Consider the following 16,548-nt stretch of genomic DNA (forward strand, 5'->3'; position numbering starts at 1 on the left):
CTGGATCAGGCCTCCTGCGGCCGCTGGTCGTGGGGCGGATGGCCGCCGTCACGGTTATCGTCACGGTTGCCGTCGTGGTCAGGCACCTGGTCGCGGTCTTGCCCCGAGCCGGCCTTGTCCTGCTTGAAGACGCGCTTCACGAGCAGGAAGAACAGCGGCACGAAGAAGATCGCGAGGACGGTCGCGGACAGCATGCCGCCGACCACCGCCCAGCCGATCGCGTTCTGGCCACCGGCGCCTGCACCGGTCGACAATGCGAGCGGCAACACGCCGAAGATGAACGCGAACGACGTCATCAGGATCGGGCGAAGGCGAAGCTTCGCCGCCTCGACCGCGGCATCGGCCGCGTTCATTCCTTCGCCCATCTTCTCCTCGGCGAATTCCACGATCAGGATCGCGTTCTTCGCCGCCACGCCGATCGTCGTGATCAGCCCGACCTGGAGGTAGATGTCGTTGTTCAGCCCGAAGATCATCGCCGCGCCGACCGCGCCGAGGACGCCGAGCGGCACCACCAGCAGGACGGCGATCGGGATCGACCAGCTCTCGTACAGTGCCGCGAGGCAGAGGAACACTATCAGCAGCGACAGCGCATAGACCGTGGTCGACTGGCCGCCCGACAGGTTTTCCTCATAGCTGAGGCCGGTCCACTCATAGCCGATGCCGGGGGGCAGCTTGGCCGCCATCTCCTCCATCGCCTTGATCGCGGTGCCGCTGCTGACGCCCGGCGCCGGCGAACCCATGATCTCGAACGAGGCTACGCCGTTATAGCGTTCGAGGCGCGACGGACCGTAGTTCCAGCTCGTCGTCGAGAAGGACGAGAACGGCGCCATCGCGTTGCTGGTCGTGCCGCGGACGTAGAAGTTGCCGAGATCGGCGGGCGTCGTGCGGAACGGTGCGTCGGCCTGCACGAACACCTTCTTCACGCGACCGCGGTCGATGAAGTCGTTGATGTACGCGCCACCGAACGCGGTGCTGACGGTGGTGTTGATGTCCTGCTGGCTGAGGCCGAGTGCCCCCGCCTGCGCCTGGTCGACGTTCAGTTTCAGCTGTGGCGCATCCTCGAGCCCGTTCGGACGGACCTGCATCAGGCGCTTGTCCTGGCTGGCCATGCCAAGCAGCATGTTGCGCGCTTCGAGCAATTTCTCGTGACCGACGCCGGCATTGTCCTTCAGCATGAAGTCGAAGCCGTTGGCGTTACCCAGTTCCTGCACGGCGGGCGGCACGAAGCCGATCACCATGCCGGCACGGATCCCGGCAAGCGCCTGGTTGGCACGGGCGGCAACCGCGGCGACGCCGTTCTCCTTGCCGCTACGATCTTCCCAGGGCTTCAGCTGGATGAAGGCGATGCCGACATTCTGGCCCTGGCCGACGAAGCCGAAGCCGCTGATCGTGAAGATACCCGCGGTGTTGGCCTTCTCGTCGATCATGAAGTGATCGCGAACCTTGTCCATCGTCCGGGCGGTCTCCTCCATCGGCGTACCCGACGGCATCGAGACCTGCGCGAACATCACGCCCTGATCTTCCTCGGGAAGGAAGCCCGACGGCAGGCGCAGGAAGATGAAGGCCATCGCGACGACGATCACGGCATAGACCAGCATTGTGCGGACCCAGCCCTTCTCGACGCGGCGCAGGCCGTTGCCATACTTGCCGACGCCCTTGTCGAAGGTGCGGTTGAACCAGCCGAAGAAGCCCTTCTTCTCGCTATGGCCGTCCTTGGCGGGCTTGAGGATCGTCGCGCAGAGCGCGGGCGTCAGGATCAACGCGACCAGCACCGACAGCGCCATCGACGACACGATGGTGATCGAGAACTGGCGGAAGATCACGCCGGTCGAGCCGCTGAAGAACGCCATCGGCAGGAACACCGCCGACAGCACCAGGCCGATGCCGACCAGCGCGCCGCTGATCTCGTCCATCGACTTCTTGGCGGCTTCCTTCGGACTTAGCCCTTCCTCCTGGATCAGGCGCTCCACGTTCTCGACGACGACGATCGCGTCATCGACGAGCAGGCCGATCGCCAGCACCATGCCGAACAACGTCAGCGTGTTGATCGTGAACCCCGCGACCTGGAGCACGGCCAGCGAGCCGAGCAGCACGACCGGGACTGCGATCGTCGGGATCAGCGTGGCGCGGAAGTTCTGGAGGAACAGGAACATCACGAGGAAGACGAGGACGATCGCCTCGATCAGCGTGTGGATGACCTGCTCGACCGACAGCCGCACGAACGTCGAGTTGTCGATCGGGAACGCGACCTTGACGTCGGGCGGGAACTGCTTGGCGATCCGGTTGACCTCGGCCTTGACCAGCTTGACGGTATCGAGCGCGTTCGCACCCGGTGCCAGCTTCACGCCGAAGCCTGCCGCCTGCTTGCCGTTATAGCGGGCCTGGAAGCTGTAGTTTTCCGAACCCATCTCGACGCGGGCGACGTCCGACAGGCGCACGGTCGCGCCGCTGGTCGCCGAGCGGACGATGATCGCGCGGAACTGTTCCGGCGTCTGGAGACGCGACTGTGCGGTCACGGTTGCGTTGAGCGACTGGCCCTTCACGGCGGGCAGACTGCCGACTTGCCCCGCCGAAACCTGTGCGTTCTGTGCGGTCAGCGCCGAAGTGATGTCGGTGACGGTGACGCCAAGGTTCGACATCTTGAACGGATCGACCCAGATCCGCATCGAATATTGCGCGCCAAACACCTGCGTGTCGCCGACGCCCTTGATGCGGCTGAGCGGATCCTGAAGCTTCGAGGCGATCATGTCGCCGAGATCGACCTGGTCGTGGTCGCCGTTTTCCGAATAGGCCGCGATGATCAGCAGGAAGTTGGCGGTTGCCTTGGTCACGCGGAGACCGGCCTGCTGCACTTCCTGCGGCAGGAGCGGCGTCGCCTGCTGCAGCTTGTTCTGCACCTGGACCTGCGCGATGTCTGGGTCGGTCCCCTGCTCGAAGGTGAGCGTGATCGCGAGGTTGCCCGAGCCATCCGAGGTCGAGGCGAAGTAGCGAAGGTTGTCAATGCCCTTCATCTGCTGCTCGATGATCTGCGTCGTCGTGTTCTCGAGCGTCTGTGCGTCGGCGCCCGGATAGGACGTCGCGACGGTCACCTTGGGGGCGGCGATCTCAGGGAACTGCGCGATCGGCAGCGACCGGATCGCGAGGATACCCGCCAGCATCAGGATGATGGCGATGACCCACGCGAAGATGGGTCGATCGATGAAATAGCGTGACATGGGCGGTTACTTCCCGGCCTGCGCGGAACTGTTGCTGGTCGCACCGGACGCGTCGCCGCCTCCGGGTGCCGCGCCGGCGGGCTTGGCAACCTGCTGCGGGGCGGCCGGCTTGACGGTCGCGCCAGGGCGCAGGTTGAGCAGCCCCTCGACGATCAGCTTGTCGCCGGGCTTCAGGCCGCTGGTAACGATCCACTTGTCTCCGATCACGCGATCGGTGGTGACATTACGCTGCTCGACCTTGTTCTGCGCGTTGACGACCAGAGCGGTCGCACCGCCGCGCGGATCGCGCGTGATGCCCGCGGTGGGCGCCATGATCGCTTGGCGACGGGTGCCCTCGACCAGCTTGGCACGGACATACATGCCGGGCAGCAAGAGGCCGTTGGGGTTGGGGAAGCTCGCGCGCAGTGTCACCGCGCCGGTGGTCTGGTCGACCGTGACTTCGGCGAACTGCAGGCGGCCCTCGATCGGATAGGTCGTGCCGTTCGGCAGGATCAGCTGGACGCGCGCGCTGCCGTCGCCGCGGGTCACGCCGCCGCTTGCCATCGCCTGCTTGAGATCGAGCAGCTGCGCCGCCGACTGGACGACGTCGACATAGACGGTGTTGGTGCGCTGGATCGTCGCGAGCGGATCGGTCTGGCCGGTCTGGACCAGCGCGCCGACGGTCACGAGCGATCGACCGATGCGGCCCGAGATCGGTGCCTTGATGCGCGTGAAGCCGAGGTTGACGCGCGCCGCCTGGACCGCCGCCTGTTGCGCTGCAACATTAGCGCGAGCCTGTTGGGCGGAAGCGTTTGCGTTGTCCGCCTCCTGCTTGCTGACCGCGTTCAGCTGCACGAGCTGGCCGTAGCGCTGCGCCTGGAGGCGGGTCGCGTTGATCTGCGACTGGGCGGCGCCGAGTTGGCCCTGCGCGCTGGCGAGCGCCGCGCGGTAGGGGGCGTCCTCGATCGCGTAGAGCACCTGGCCCTTGCTGACCATCGCACCCTCGGTGAACAGGCGATCGCGGACCACGCCGCTGACCTGCGGACGAACTTCGGAGGTCTCTACCGCGGCGATACGACCGGGAAGCTCGGAGGTGAGGACGACCGCTTCCTCGCCGACGGTGACGACGCCGACGGTCGGTGTCGGCGGAGGCGGCGGAGCCTGCTCCTTGCCGCAAGCCGACAGCAGGGCGAGCGCGAAGAGCGCCACCGATCCCTTGAGGTTCAATTGCTGCATGTTAAGCATCCCGACGTCCGTGCAGATTAGGTTCACCGGAATGAACGTTCATTCCGCTTGCTTGCCCGCTAGGATTGTGCGAGCGGCCGGTCAACCAAAAAACGCGTCGGGAATATGATTTTGAGTGCAGTGCAGCATGAAATGGGAAGTCGAGAGCGTATCGTCTCGTCGGCCCGACATCTGTTTGCGACACAAGGGTTTCACCAGACTCCGATGTCCGAACTGGCCGTGGCGGCGGGCGTGTCCGTCGGCCAGATCTATCGCCTGTTCACCGGCAAGAACGCGGTGATCCAGGCGATCGTGATGGAGGATGCAGCGGCCAAGATGGGCGAGCTGCAGACGATGAACGACTCGGTCAAATCGGAACGGTTCTCGATCGAGGAAGGGTTCGTCGAACTCGCACGGCGTGCCCTGTCGAAGGGTGACGAGGCGCTGTCGTTCGAGATCATGGCGGAGGCGCATCGCAATGCGGATGTCGCCGACACGATCGCCGACCTGTGCCGCGATTTCCGGCGGATGATCCGCGAACTCGCCTGCGTCGCCAATCCCGATTTGCAGGAGAACGAACTGGAGGGCGCGGAGGAGCTGATCCTCGCCTTCATGTTCGGGCTGGGCCACCGTACGCTGTCGCGGCCGCGGTTGTCGGAGGATGAGACGGCGCGGTTGACCGGGCGGATGATCCTTGCGGCGGTCCGCGCGCTCTGAGATAATCCTCCCCCGCCAGGGGGAGGTGGCTGGCACTTGCCAGACGGAGGGGGAGGTAAGGGGAAACCCTTGTTGCGTGTGCCTCCCCCTCCGCCGCCTACGGCGCCACCTCCCCCTGGCGGGGGAGGATTAGAAGGCTAGCGTACCGCCGCGCGAAGGGTGGCGCGGACGCCGGAATGGGTGGGGTCGTATTCGACGATCGACTGCAGGCTCTGCGCCATCGCGCGGATCAGCTTCGTGCCGAGGCCGGTGCCGCGCGGGACGGCGTCTTCGGGTATGCCGCAGCCATCATCCTCGACCGCGAGTATAAAGATATCGTCGTCGATCCGGCGCAGCGCCACGCGGACTTCGCCGCCGCCGGTGGGATAGGCGTATTTGCAAGCGTTGGTGACGAGTTCGGTGACGATCACGCCGAGCGACACCGCCCGGTCGGTGGGGAGGTGGATCGGCTCGGCGGCGAGGCTGAGCGCGCGCGGCAGAGCATCGGTCGACCACGTTTCGGCAAGTTCGTCGACTAGCGCGCCGAGATATTCCCGCATGTCGACATTCTCGACGTCGTTGCTGGTGTAGAGTCGGCGGTGGACCTGCGCGATCGCCTGGATGCGGCGTTGTGTATCCTCAAGCGCTTCGCGGGCGGACGGATCGGTCAATGCAGTCGCCTGGAGGCGGACCATCGCCGAGACGAGTTGCAGCGAATTGGCCACGCGGTGGTTGACTTCGCCGAGCAATGCCTCGAGCCGCGCGTTGCTGGCGCGCAGATCGGCCTCGGCCGACGCTTTGGCCTGTTCCAGCAGCGCGCGTGCACGCACCTGCGCAAACGACGCCGCGAGCAGGTCGAAGAAATCCTCGCCGACCGTCTTCACGACGTAATCGGCGGCGCCCGCCTTCAGCGCCGCGACCGCAATGCGGCCTTCCTCGGAGCCGGTGACGTACACCACGGGCGGCGGATCGGGCAGGCGGCGGAGTGCTTCGAGCGTTTCGAGACCGTCCATGCCGGGCATGTAATGGTCGACCGCGATCAGGTCGAAGCGATCGGCAGCGGCCTTGACGACCCCCTCGGCCCCCGTCTCGGCAACGGTCATCCGGTAGCCGCGGCGTTCGAGCGCACGCGCTGCCAGCCGCCGGATCCCGGCGTCGTCGTCGATGTAGAGGACGCGCGTTTCGCTCACTCGGCTTCGGGCACCTGGATCACCGACAGGAACAGCCCGAGCTGTCGAATCGCCTGGGCGAAACTCTCATAGTTGACGGGCTTGGTGATGTAGACGTTGCAGCCCAGATCGTAGCAGCGTTCGATCTCGACCTTGTCGTCGGTGGTGGTGAGCACGACCACCGGCGTACGACGTAGCGCGCTGCCCTCCGCCTTGATCTTCGCCAGGATATCGGTGCCGCTCATGTCGGGGAGGTTGAGATCGAGCAGGATCATCGCCGGGCCGCTCTTCGCAGGGCCATCGGCGGCGTTGAACAGGAAGTCGAGTGCGCTCGTGCCGTCGGTAAAATGCTTGATGTCGTTGAGGATACCGGCGCGCCGGATGTTCTTCTCGATCAGCCGGGCATGGCCTTCGTCGTCCTCGATCATGACGATACCGACGGTCTGATGCTGGTTCATGCCTTGATATCCTGCGTCGTCAATTCTGTGGGTAGGTTGAGGCTGAAGGTCGCGCCTTCGCCGAGCGTCGATTGCACGTCGATCGTGCCACCGAGACGATAGGCCAGCGCGCGGACATGCGCGAGGCCAATCCCTTCGCCTGGCTGATCCTGCGGGCCCGAGCGCCGAAACAGGTCGAAGATGCGCTGGTGATCGCGCGGTTCGATGCCACGTCCGTTGTCGGCGACCGACAGGACGACTCGGCCGCGCGCGATCTCGCCGCTTACCGTGATCTCGCCGGGACGGCCGGACTGCAGATATTTGGTGGCGTTCTCGATCAGGTTGGACAGGATCTGTTCGAGCGCAAGCCGATCCGTGACGATCGCCGGCATCGGCCGCACGACTCGGATCAGCGCGCCGCGATCGTCGATGACGTGCTGGATCGAGCCGATGATCGTATCGACGAGTTGGGCAGGATCGATATGCTCGGGCGCAATCGTCCGCCGTCCCTCGCGCGACAGTTTCAAGATGGCGTTGATCAGACGATCCATCTTCTGCGTCGAGGTGCGGATGAAGCCGATCGCCTCGGGCAGGTCTTCGCGTGCCGCCAGCCGTGCGTCTTCGGTGAGCAGATGCGGCGCATCCGCCTCGACCCGGTCAATCAGCTCGGCGAGCGGCACCGCGGCGGCGGCGAGTTCGGCGGTGAAGCCCATCACGTTCACCAACGGGCTGCGCAGATCATGGCTGACGATATAGGCGAAGCGCTGGATCTCCTCGTTCGCGCGACTGAGGTCGGCGGTACGGATCACGACCTGTTCTTCGAGATGGTCGTTGAATGCGCGGAGATCGTCGCGCGAGCGGCTCAGATCGCCCGTGTAGCGGCGTACGACGACCAGCGAGAGCAGCGCGACCAGAACGAGAAGCGTCGCCGCCACACCCGCAACCGCGACGAACAGGCCGGTCGCGCGGGACTGGACATCGGTGCGGACCGCGAGCAGCGCGCTCTCCTGGTCGGTCATCGCTTGCATGCGATAGCGGATCGCGCGCATCAGCGGGACGCTCGCGTCGTCGCGAAACCGCTGCTGCGCCTCGGCGATCCGGCCGGTGTCGACCAGCGCCATCGATATCGTGCGCAGCGCCCGCAGTTGCGCAAACCGGGTCTCGATCGTGTCGAGCCGCGCCGTCTGTGTCGCGTTGTCGCGCGTCATCCTGCGCAGCCGTGCCAGCCCGGGCTCGATCGCGCGCGCGCTTCGGTCATATGCCTCGCGGAATAGCGGCTTGCCGTTGAGCACATAGCCGCGGCGGGCCGTTTCGGACTGTTCGAACTTGATCTGCGTGTCGGCGATCGCCTGGCGGACGTCGAGCGTGTGGATCACTGCGGCGGTATAGCCTTGGTTGCGGACGGTGATCCCGCCGATCGCCAATGCTGCAGCGAGTAGCGCCACGAAGCCCAGCGCCATGAATCCGACCAGTACGCGGCCGATCTTGTCCTCCCGGACGCGCAATCCAAGAACAGCAAGCGGCTTGGAGGCCAACTCTGGAGAATGCGATCCCGGCAAAGCCGTCCCCGGCAAAACCGATCGTTGCGGAGGCTCAACGTCCATTCGTCGCGCGTAGGCGCGGTTCGCGCGAAACGCTAGGTCGCTCGGTATTGATTTCGATTAAAGCAGCAAGTCCTGCGCGCTCGCCTTGCCGACGCGCCCACCGCCGCTGCGCCGGTCCATCTCGTGGTTCGCGGTGAAGCGGATATCGGGATCGCGATCGGTCATGAACGCCATCAGCGTCTCGTGATCGAGTTCGGACCATTCCTTGCCGCGATCGGGGCCGTAGCGGACGCGCGGGATGAGCCCGGGATCGCGCGACCATTCGAGCAGTTGCGCAAGGCTCGCCTCGTTGAGCATGTCGCGGAGGTGGAATGCGGTGACGTAGGCGTCGGGGAACGCGCGGTGTGCGGGCAGACCGCGCTCGTGCTCCATGCCGTGCGGCTTGCGCCAGTAGCGCAGCACCTGGTTGGAGAAGCTCGGCGAGTCGGGCCAGAGCCGCAGCGCGCATTTCCACGTGCAGATCCACTCGGCATCGCGGGTGAGCGCGGGGGTGCAGAATTTCTGCTCGAAATCCGCGCGGTGCGCGGCGAGCGCGAGCCGGCGTGGCCACGGGTCGAGCACTTGGCGCGCGCAATCATGCCAATACGGCGCGTCGGCGACATGCTCGTCGAGGATGTGGTGGATCGCCTGCGTCACCGGCGGGATCAGCCGGCCGGGATTGACGAGCAGGCTGCCGCCTTCGCCATAGATCTCCCAGCGACCATCCTCGCCGAGCGCGACGTCCTGCCAGCCGATTTCGCAAACGCCGTGCGCGGGCGGGGCCGAACCGGTGGTCTCGAGGTCGACGACCCGGATCATCTGGGGTTGCGGCCTAGGCTTGGAATATGCGGGCTTGGGATAGGGGGGCGCCATGCCCGCCATGTGGGGACAAAAGCGCGCTTAATCCAGCGCGTATGCGTCATCCACGTCGAGTTCGCGAACGCCGCGGCGCTGGCGGGCGCGGTCGACCAGCTTGCGCAGGCCTTCGCGGCGGTCGCGCGCCATCGGGATGTCGCGGAGCGTGAACTCGCCGCCGCTGGTGGTGCGATCGCTCGAGGTGAGGATGATCGTGCCGATGTCGGTCATCTGGTTGAGCAGCGAGTAACCGAGGCGAACGTCCTTGATCCGGTAGAGTTCGATCTCGTCGATCGTCTTGAACAGGATGCCGCGCTTGATGATGAGGCGCTGGTCGGTGATCTCATAGCTGGCGCTGCGGTTCTTGAGCCAGCGGACGCCGATGATGACGAAGCCGATGCCGGCGAGGCAGGTGAGCAGCGTGCCCCAACCGGCAAAGCTGCCGAGCAGCCAGCGGCGCGTGCTGGAGCGGAATTCGTCGACTGGGCGCTCCACGTGGGGACTCCTTGGGTGGTGGCGGGACGGTAGGCTGGAGTGGTGGTGAGTCAATCGGCTCGGCAGCGGATGCAAGTGGAGCGATCCCCTATCCACCTGCACCACCCCGGCGAAGGCCGGGGCCCAGTTGGGGGACGTCGCTAACGTAGTGAAGTGCTTCGTTATATCCACCTTTCCAACTGGGCCCCGGCCTTCGCCGGGGTGGTATTCTATCGTGCCGACGTGGTGCGGGTCACGCCACTCGTCGCGAGGTGCGCGTCGACTTCCCCGAGCAAGGTATCCAGCGCCGCCTGGTCCTTTGCCTCAGCCCGCACCGTCAGCATCGCCTGCGTGTTCGAGGCTCGCAACAGCCACCATCCGTTGGCGGTCGTCACCCGCGCGCCATCGGTGAGGTCCATCTCCGCGCCCTCCGACTTCAGCCGCGCGATCACCTCGTCCACCACCGCGAACTTCCGCACATCCTCGACCGGAAACCGCAGGTCCGGCGTCGCCACCAGCGCCGGCATCGCATCGCGCAACTCGGTCAGCGACCGCCCCGACAGATGCACCGCGCGGATCAGCCGCACCGCCGCGTAGTGCGCGTCGTCGAACCCGTAATATTCGCCCGCGAAGAACAGGTGCCCGCTCAACTCCCCCCCGATCGGCGCGCCGGTGCGCGTCATCGCGGTCTTCATCAGGCTGTGACCGGTGGCGGCCATCACCGGTTCCCCGCCCAGTTCGGCGATTCGGTCGAACAACGCCTGCGACGACTTCACGTCGGCGACGATCGGCGCGCCGGGGTGTTCGCGCAGCGCAGGTTCGACCAGAATGGAGAGAATTTGATCGCCCCAGATTACCCGGCCTAACCCGTCGACCGCACCGATCCGGTCGCCATCGCCGTCGAACGCCAGTCCGAAATCGAGCTGCTTCTCCGCGACCAGGCGTTTCAGATCGGCAAGGTTCGACTCTTCGGTAGGATCGGGATGATGGTTGGGAAAATTGCCGTCGACTTCGGCGAAGATCACATGATGCTCACCCGGCAGGAGCTGGACGAGCTTCTCGATCACCGGGCCAGCGGCGCCGTTGCCGGTGTCCCAGCCGATCCGGAACGCGCCGCCCGCATAGCCCGCCATCAGCCGGCCGACATAGGCGTCGAGCACGTCCGCGGTCGTCACTTCGCCCGCGCCTTCGCTCCAGGCACCCGACGCGGCGAGCGCGGCCAGGTCTTGGATGTCGTCGCCGAAAAATGGCGCGTGGGCGTGCACCATCTTGAAGCCGTTATACTCGGGGGGATTGTGGCTGCCGGTTACCTGGATGCCGCCGTCCACCTCTAGCGTGGCCTCGGCGTAATAGAGCATCGGCGAGGTGCTGAGGCCGATGCGGACGACGTCTACGCCGCCTGCGACGAGGCCGGAGACTAGCGCGGCTTCGAGTTCGCGCGAGGAGTTGCGGCCGTCATAGCCGACCGCCACGCGGGTGCCGCCGGCGGCGCGGATGCGGGTGGCGAAGCCTCGGCCGATCGCGGTGGCATCGGCGGGGCCCAGCGCTTTGCCGACGATCCCGCGGATGTCGTATTCGCGGAGCGAGGTCGGGTCGAACTGGTGGGTCATGGGCCTCTCTCCGATTATGTCTCACTGCTGTTCCCCCGCGAAAGCGGGGGCCCAGGCGCCAAGAGCGACAGCGTTCGTAACCCTGGGCTCCTGCGTTCGCAGGAGAACGGCTTAGCGCGTGCGCTTCAGCAGCAGGTCGCGCGCGGCGTTTACGCGCCGGGTCAGCTCGGTCGAGCCGCCGCGGTCGGGGTGGACCGAGGCGATCAGGCGGCGGTGCGCGCTGCGGATCGCGTCGGCGTTCGCGCTGCTGTCGACGCCGAGGATCGAGCGCGCTTCGGCTTCATCCGTTACGACGCGTTGCTTCGGCTTGGGGCGGAGATAATGCCACGCCGCCCAAATAAACAGCGCGGCGACGATCCACTTCACGCAGCGACGTCCGGCGCTTGCTCGACAACTTCGGGCAGTTGCAACGCTGCCATCATCTCGCGCAGTTCCTGACGCGCGGCGACATGCGCGAGGCCCATGCTACCGAACGCCTTCGAATCGATCATCGTCAGCCCCGCGGGGAACATCTCGCGGTAAATGACGCGCTCACCGAGCCCGGGAATGATCCGGAAGCCGACGCGCTTCGCCAGTTGCGCGAGCGCGTCCGACACGCGGCGCATGTTGCGCGCCTCGATATGCTGGAGGCGGTTGCGCAGCACGACCCAGTCGATCGTCGTGCCGTCGGCGCGTGCGCGCTGCTTCCGCGCGTCCCAGATGAGTTCGGAATAGAAGCTTGGGCGGGTCACCTGATAGGTCTCGGGATCGACCTGGCCGATCAGGTCGAAGTCGACGAAGCTGTCGTTCATCGGCGTGACCAGCGTGTTCGCCAGCGCCGCAGCGGTGCGCGCGAACGGATCGTCGCGGCCGGGCGTGTCGACGACGAGGAAGTCCGAGCCTTCGCATAGCGAGTGCCACAGATCCTCGAACTGGTCCTCGCTCTGGTCGGACAGCGTCGCGTGGCGCGGCATCGGCAGTACCGAGCCGTTGCGCTTCATCGTCTCGGCACGATTGTCGAGATAGCGGCCGACGGTGCGCTGGCGGTGGTCCAGATCGAGACACGCGACGCGCGCGCCCTTGGCCGCCAGCGCGATCGCGACGTGCACCGCGGTCGTCGACTTGCCGGTGCCGCCCTTTTCGTTGGCGAACACGATGACATGCGTTGAGCTTTGAGGAGAATCCGGGCCCGTGGCCAACGCGCGTTTCCTTATTGATCGTAACAGTCACCCTTCATAGAAGCCGCGACCGCACTTATCGAGTAGGAGTTTCACGTGGACACCGTCCGGGACCTTAATGCGTTGCGCGAAAGCGTCGCCGCCTTCCGTGCGGCGGGGCAGCGCGTCGCGCTCGTCCCGACGATGGGCGCGCTCCACGCCGGGCATGTCGCGCTGATCGAGGCGGCGAAGCGGCCGGGGACCAAGGTCGTCGCGTCGATCTTCGTCAACCCGACGCAGTTCGGCCCGAACGAGGACCTGTCGCGCTATCCCAGGCGCGAGATGGCCGATATCCGGATGCTGAATGAGGCCGGGTGCGACCTGCTCTGGCTGCCGTCGGTCGAGACGATGTATCCCGAGGGGTTCGCGACGTCGGTGCGCGTCTCGGGCGTCAGCGACGGCTTCGACGGCGCCTCGCGGCCCGGCCATTTCGACGGCGTCGCGACGGTCGTGTCGAAACTGTTCAACCAGGTCGAGCCCGACGCGGCGTATTTCGGCGAGAAGGACTACCAGCAGCTTGCCGTCGTCCGGCGGTTCGTCGCCGATCTTAATTTCGCGATCGATATCGTCGGGGTGCCGACGCAGCGCGACGACGACGGCTTGGCGATGTCGTCGCGCAACATCTATCTCGACGACGAGCAGCGCAAGCAGGCGGTGGCCCTCCCGCGGGCCCTCGGCGTCGCGGCGCGGGCGATCGCGAAGGGCGAGGACGTCGATTCGGTGCTCGACGATGCGCGGACGGCGTTGGTCGGTGCGGGGTTCACGATCGATTACGTCGCGCTGGCCGATGCGGAGACGCTGGCGGAGAACCCAGCGGCTGAGCGTCCGCGGCGGTTGCTGGCCGCGGCGCGGATGGGTACGACGCGGTTGATCGACAACATCGCCATTGAGTAGGCTTGGCGACCGCCCGGACGAGTTGTAAAAAGCAGACGTTAACCCATTAACCATTTCGTAGCGCGAATCACGGCACTCTGTCCTCACGAACATTGGGGGCAAGACCATGGGCAGCAGTTTCAAGAATGCGAATATCGGAATCGAACGCCGTCTGGCGGATGCCGCGCGCGGTGACGACCGGGCGTGCTACGAACTCGGGATGGTGTATTCGACCGGGACTTCGGGTGTCGTCCTCGACCTGATCGAGGCGCACAAGTGGTTCAACCTGGCGGCGGTGTCGGGGAACATCGCGGCGCAGGAATGCCGGGCTGAGATCGCCGAGGACATGACGGCGCGGGAGATCTCGGTGGCGCAGCGTGCTGCGCGGGATTGGATGCAGTTGACGCAGCGCCGGGCTGCTTGAGCTAGTCTCTCGATCCTCCCCCGCCAGGGGGAGGTGGCTGGCACTTGCCAGACGGAGGGGGAGGAAAGGGAAACCTCTGTTCCGTGTCCTCCCCCTCCGTCACCTTCGGCGACACCTCCCCCTGGCGGGGGAGGATCGAGAGGTCAGGCTTCGGCTTTCTTCTTCGGGGCGGCTTTCTTGGCGGGGGCCTTTTTCGCCGAAGCCTTCTTGGCTGGAGCCTTCGCCTCAGCCTCGTCCTTGGACACTGCCGTCTTTGCCGGCGCCTTCTTTGCCGCCGGCTTCTTGGCAGGTGCTTTCTTCTTCTTCGTTGCCGGTGCCGCAGCAGCCCGCGCGTCGATCAAGGACGCCGCTTCCTCAAGCGTCAGTTGGTCCTTCTCGATCGACTTGGGCAGCGTCGCGTTGGTCGTGCCGTCGGTGACGTACGCGCCATAGCGGCCTTCCATCAGCTTGATCTCGGCCTCGGTGCGCGGATGGTTGCCGAGGATCTTCAGCGGCGCCTGAGCCCCGCGCGCGGTCCGTCCGCCGCCGGCTGCCGCTTCGGCGAGCTTCACCACCGCCGCATTCATGCCCGTCTCGAACACGTCCGCCGTCGTCTGGAGCCGCGCGTATTTGCCCGCGTGCTTCAGATACGGCCCGAACTTGCCGATCGTCGAAATGATCGGTTCGCCGGTCTCGGGGTGGTTGCCGACCGTCCGGGGCAACGACAACAGCTTGACCGCCCACTCCAGGTTCAGCTCGCCGATATCCTTCGGGATCGACGCCATCTTGCGGTCTTCGCCTTCGCCGATCTGCAGATACGGGCCGAAGCGTCCCGCCTTGCGCTCGATCGGCTGCCCGGTGTCGGGATGCGTGCCGAGCGTCGACGGACCCGCATCCGCCTCGGCGTCGCCACCGGGCTGCGCGAACCGGCGCGTGTATTTGCATTCCGGATAGTTCGAGCACGCGATGAACGCACCGAACTTGCCGCCACGCAGCGCCAGCTGACCCTCGCCGCAATTGGGGCAAAGACGCGGGTCGCCGCCGTCAGCCTTGGCCGGGAACAGATACGGCGCGAGGAACACGTCGAGTTCGGCGGTGATCGCCGACGGTTGCTGCTCCATCACCTCGTTGGTGCGCGGCTTGAAATCGCGCCAGAACGCGTCGAGCACCGACTGCCACTGTGCACGGCCGCCGGAAACGTCGTCGAGTTCTTCCTCCAGTTCGGCGGTGTAGTCGTAGCCGACATATTTCTCGAAAAAGCGCTCGAGGAACGCCGTCACGAGGCGGCCGCTCTCCTCGGCGAAGAAGCGGTTCTTCTCGATCCGGACATAGGCGCGGTCCTTCAGCGTCTTGATGATCGACGCGTAGGTGGATGGGCGGCCGATGCCGAGTTCTTCCATCCGCTTGACCAGCGAGGCTTCGGAGAACCGCGGCGGCGGCTGGGTGAAATGCTGCTCCGCGTCGACCTTCTTCTTGGCAGGCGCATCGCCTTCGCGCATCCGCGGAAGGCGACGCGCGTCCTCGTCGGCCGAGTCGTCCGACCCTTCCTCGTACAAGGCGAGATAGCCGGGGAAGAGCACGACCTGACCGGTGGCGCGCAGGATGTTGCGACCGGTCCCGTCGGCCATCTCGACCGTGGTGCGCTCCATCCGCGCCGACGCCATCTGGCTGGCGAGCGCGCGCTTGAAGATCAGGTCGTAGAGGCGCGCGTGATCGCCGCCGCCGGCCTTGTCCTTGCCGAAATCGGTCGGGCGGATCGCTTCGTGCGCTTCCTGCGCGTTCTTCGCCTTCGACTGGTATTGCCGCGGCTTGTCGGGGACGTAACTCGCGTCGAAGCGGTTCGCGACGGCCAGACGCGCGGCACTGATCGCGCTCGAATCCATCTGCACGCCGTCGGTACGCATGTAGGTGATCGCGCCGTCCTCATAGAGGCCCTGCGCGATCCGCATCGTGTGATCCGCCGAGAAGCCGAGTTTGCGCGACGCTTCCTGCTGCAAGGTCGAGGTCGTGAACGGTGGCGGCGGGTTGCGACCGGCGGGCTTCGTTTCGACCGACTGGACCGAGAAATTGCCGTCGAGCACGGCCTGCTTGGCGCGCAGGGCATCGCCTTCGTTGCCGATCGAGAGGCGGTCGAGCTTGTTGCCCTCGAATTGCGTCAGGCGCGACGCGAACGCGGTGCCGTCATGCTCCATCTCGGCGGTGACCGACCAGTATTCCTGCGGCTTGAAAACGTCGATCTCGCGCTCGCGCTGGACGATCAGGCGTAGCGAGACCGACTGAACGCGACCGGCGGACTTGGCGCCGGGCAGCTTGCGCCACAGCACCGGCGACAGCGTGAAGCCGACAAGATAATCCAACGCGCGCCGCGCCCGGTACGCGTCGATCAGGTCGTCGTCCAACTCGCGCGGGTTCTTCATCGCCTCGGTCACCGTCGCCTTGGTAATCGCGTTGAAGGTGACGCGCTCGACCTCCTTGGGCAACGCCTTCCGCGCCCGCAGGACTTCACGAACATGCCACGAGATCGCCTCGCCCTCGCGATCCGGATCGGTCGCGAGGATCAGGCGGTCGGCGACCTTGGCGAGATCGGTGATCGCCTTCAGCTGCTTCGACTTGTCCGCGTAATTCTCCCACGTCATCGCGAACGCGTCGTCGGGATCGACCGATCCGTCCTTGGGCGGCAGGTCGCGGACATGGCCGTAGCTGGCCAGGACGCGGTAATCGCTGCCTAGATACTTCTCGATGGTTTTGGCCTTGGCAGGCGATTCGACGATGACAAGCTGCATGGGGAAACCGGGGTCCTTACGTGTACGCGTACGAGGGTGACGGCGTCCGGG

At 65.9% G+C, this 16,548-nt stretch carries 14 protein-coding genes; 3 read left to right on the forward strand and 11 right to left on the reverse strand.

The features are described from left to right. Window positions 1-5: 5 nt before the first annotated feature. Complete coding sequence (locus O6Y00_RS14375) at window positions 6-3,215, reverse strand: efflux RND transporter permease subunit (RefSeq protein ID WP_353443262.1); 3,210 nt, start codon at window positions 3,213-3,215, stop codon at window positions 6-8. Between the two features lie 6 nt (window positions 3,216-3,221). Continuing rightward, a complete protein-coding gene (locus tag O6Y00_RS14380) occupies window positions 3,222-4,430 on the reverse strand; it encodes an efflux RND transporter periplasmic adaptor subunit (protein ID WP_353443263.1) in 1,209 nt (402 codons plus the stop codon). A 213-nt stretch (window positions 4,431-4,643) separates the two neighbouring features. Here O6Y00_RS14380 and O6Y00_RS14385 point away from each other — a divergent pair, with 213 nt between their 5' ends. Continuing rightward, entirely contained in the window at window positions 4,644-5,135 is a 492-nt protein-coding gene (locus O6Y00_RS14385) for a TetR family transcriptional regulator (protein WP_243650215.1), read from the forward strand. Window positions 5,136-5,272: 137 nt separating this feature from the next. On the opposite strand, the gene O6Y00_RS14390 is transcribed toward O6Y00_RS14385, so the two are convergent. The 8 genes from O6Y00_RS14390 to O6Y00_RS14425 form a co-directional block, all read right to left on the reverse strand. Next, window positions 5,273-6,304 carry a sensor histidine kinase gene (locus tag O6Y00_RS14390; RefSeq protein ID WP_353443264.1) on the reverse strand — a complete coding sequence of 344 codons (1,032 nt, stop codon included), beginning with the start codon at window positions 6,302-6,304 and terminating at the stop codon, window positions 5,273-5,275. Further along, window positions 6,301-6,741, reverse strand: a complete 441-nt coding sequence (locus O6Y00_RS14395; RefSeq protein ID WP_353443265.1) for a response regulator — start codon at window positions 6,739-6,741, stop codon at window positions 6,301-6,303. The genes O6Y00_RS14390 and O6Y00_RS14395 overlap by 4 nt, the downstream gene beginning before the upstream one ends. Then, window positions 6,738-8,225 (reverse strand): sensor histidine kinase, encoded by a 1,488-nt coding sequence (locus tag O6Y00_RS14400; protein WP_353443266.1) that lies wholly within the window; start codon window positions 8,223-8,225, stop codon window positions 6,738-6,740. Before O6Y00_RS14400 ends, O6Y00_RS14395 begins: the two co-directional genes overlap by 4 nt. A gap of 156 nt (window positions 8,226-8,381) precedes the next feature. Next, complete coding sequence (locus O6Y00_RS14405; RefSeq protein ID WP_254784341.1) at window positions 8,382-9,122, reverse strand: exonuclease domain-containing protein; 741 nt, start codon at window positions 9,120-9,122, stop codon at window positions 8,382-8,384. Between the two features lie 81 nt (window positions 9,123-9,203). Then, entirely contained in the window at window positions 9,204-9,653 is a 450-nt protein-coding gene (locus O6Y00_RS14410) for a PH domain-containing protein (RefSeq protein ID WP_353443267.1), read from the reverse strand. Between the two features lie 209 nt (window positions 9,654-9,862). Further along, window positions 9,863-11,242: a phosphoglucomutase/phosphomannomutase PgmG gene (gene pgmG, locus O6Y00_RS14415; RefSeq protein ID WP_353443268.1), complete on the reverse strand. Its 1,380-nt coding sequence runs from the start codon at window positions 11,240-11,242 to the stop codon at window positions 9,863-9,865. 111 nt (window positions 11,243-11,353) lie between these two features. Beyond that, complete coding sequence (locus O6Y00_RS14420) at window positions 11,354-11,608, reverse strand: DnaJ domain-containing protein (RefSeq protein ID WP_353443269.1); 255 nt, start codon at window positions 11,606-11,608, stop codon at window positions 11,354-11,356. Further along, window positions 11,605-12,420, reverse strand: coding sequence for a division plane positioning ATPase MipZ (locus tag O6Y00_RS14425; protein ID WP_353443270.1), 816 nt, complete (start codon window positions 12,418-12,420; stop codon window positions 11,605-11,607). Before O6Y00_RS14425 ends, O6Y00_RS14420 begins: the two co-directional genes overlap by 4 nt. A 75-nt stretch (window positions 12,421-12,495) precedes the next feature. Between O6Y00_RS14425 and panC the strand changes: the two genes are divergently transcribed. Further along, the gene (panC, locus tag O6Y00_RS14430) at window positions 12,496-13,332 is read left to right on the forward strand and encodes a pantoate--beta-alanine ligase (RefSeq protein ID WP_353443271.1); all 837 of its coding nucleotides are present in this window, start codon (window positions 12,496-12,498) and stop codon (window positions 13,330-13,332) included. A gap of 106 nt (window positions 13,333-13,438) precedes the next feature. Beyond that, the gene (locus O6Y00_RS14435; protein WP_056053341.1) at window positions 13,439-13,735 is read left to right on the forward strand and encodes a sel1 repeat family protein; all 297 of its coding nucleotides are present in this window, start codon (window positions 13,439-13,441) and stop codon (window positions 13,733-13,735) included. A gap of 143 nt (window positions 13,736-13,878) precedes the next feature. Here the strand turns inward: O6Y00_RS14435 and topA are convergent, their stop codons facing one another. Then, window positions 13,879-16,497 (reverse strand): type I DNA topoisomerase, encoded by a 2,619-nt coding sequence (gene topA, locus O6Y00_RS14440; protein ID WP_353443272.1) that lies wholly within the window; start codon window positions 16,495-16,497, stop codon window positions 13,879-13,881. Window positions 16,498-16,548 lie beyond the last annotated feature (51 nt).

Origin of the sequence: Sphingomonas faeni (genome assembly GCF_040407565.1) — a bacterium.
Classification (GTDB): Bacteria; Pseudomonadota; Alphaproteobacteria; order Sphingomonadales; family Sphingomonadaceae; genus Sphingomonas; species Sphingomonas faeni_F.

Excerpts from the sequence above, each read along its gene's own strand:
- O6Y00_RS14375 (WP_353443262.1), bottom strand. The coding sequence starts at position 3,215 with ATGTCACGCTATTTCATCGATCGACCCATCTTCGCGTGGGTCATCGCC.
- O6Y00_RS14380 (WP_353443263.1), bottom strand. The coding sequence starts at position 4,430 with ATGCAGCAATTGAACCTCAAGGGATCGGTGGCGCTCTTCGCGCTCGCC.
- O6Y00_RS14385 (WP_243650215.1), top strand. The coding sequence starts at position 4,644 with ATGTCCGAACTGGCCGTGGCGGCGGGCGTGTCCGTCGGCCAGATCTAT.
- O6Y00_RS14395 (WP_353443265.1), bottom strand. The coding sequence starts at position 6,741 with ATGAACCAGCATCAGACCGTCGGTATCGTCATGATCGAGGACGACGAA.
- O6Y00_RS14405 (WP_254784341.1), bottom strand. The coding sequence starts at position 9,122 with ATGATCCGGGTCGTCGACCTCGAGACCACCGGTTCGGCCCCGCCCGCG.
- pgmG (WP_353443268.1), bottom strand. The coding sequence starts at position 11,242 with ATGACCCACCAGTTCGACCCGACCTCGCTCCGCGAATACGACATCCGC.
- O6Y00_RS14435 (WP_056053341.1), top strand. The coding sequence starts at position 13,439 with ATGGGCAGCAGTTTCAAGAATGCGAATATCGGAATCGAACGCCGTCTG.
- topA (WP_353443272.1), bottom strand. The coding sequence starts at position 16,497 with ATGCAGCTTGTCATCGTCGAATCGCCTGCCAAGGCCAAAACCATCGAG.